General features: G+C 65.5%; 1 protein-coding gene. It reads left to right on the top strand.

Features of this window, described 5'->3' with window-relative positions; all coding sequences use genetic code 11:
* Positions 1 to 307 (top strand): universal stress protein (locus EOD29_RS31095; protein WP_164763911.1); only part of this gene is annotated, 307 nt, incomplete at both ends.

Below are 307 nucleotides of genomic sequence, written 5' to 3'. Positions count from 1 at the left end.
AAACGCCTCAGCCGTGAAGCCGGGCATCGCCGCAAGTTCCTGGCGATCATCGACGACACACCGGAATGCGAGCGCGACGTCGCCTACGCCTCGAAGCGGGCGCAAAGCACCAGCGGCGTGCTGGTGCTGCTCTATGTGATCGAGCCGGACGATTTCCAGCACTGGCTGGGGGTCGAAAAGATCATGCGCGAGGAGGCGAACGCGACCGCTCGCGCGGCGCTCGACAGCTACGCCAACAAGGTGCGCCAGAAGGTCGGTATCGAGCCCGAGCTGGTGGTGCGCGAGGGCAAGCCGACCGAAGAGATCC

The organism is Mesorhizobium sp. M1A.T.Ca.IN.004.03.1.1, from assembly GCF_003997555.1.
Classification (GTDB): domain Bacteria; phylum Pseudomonadota; class Alphaproteobacteria; order Rhizobiales; family Rhizobiaceae; genus Mesorhizobium.
The sequence above is the reverse complement of the archived record's forward strand: the minus strand, read 5'-3'. Positions and strand labels throughout refer to the sequence as shown.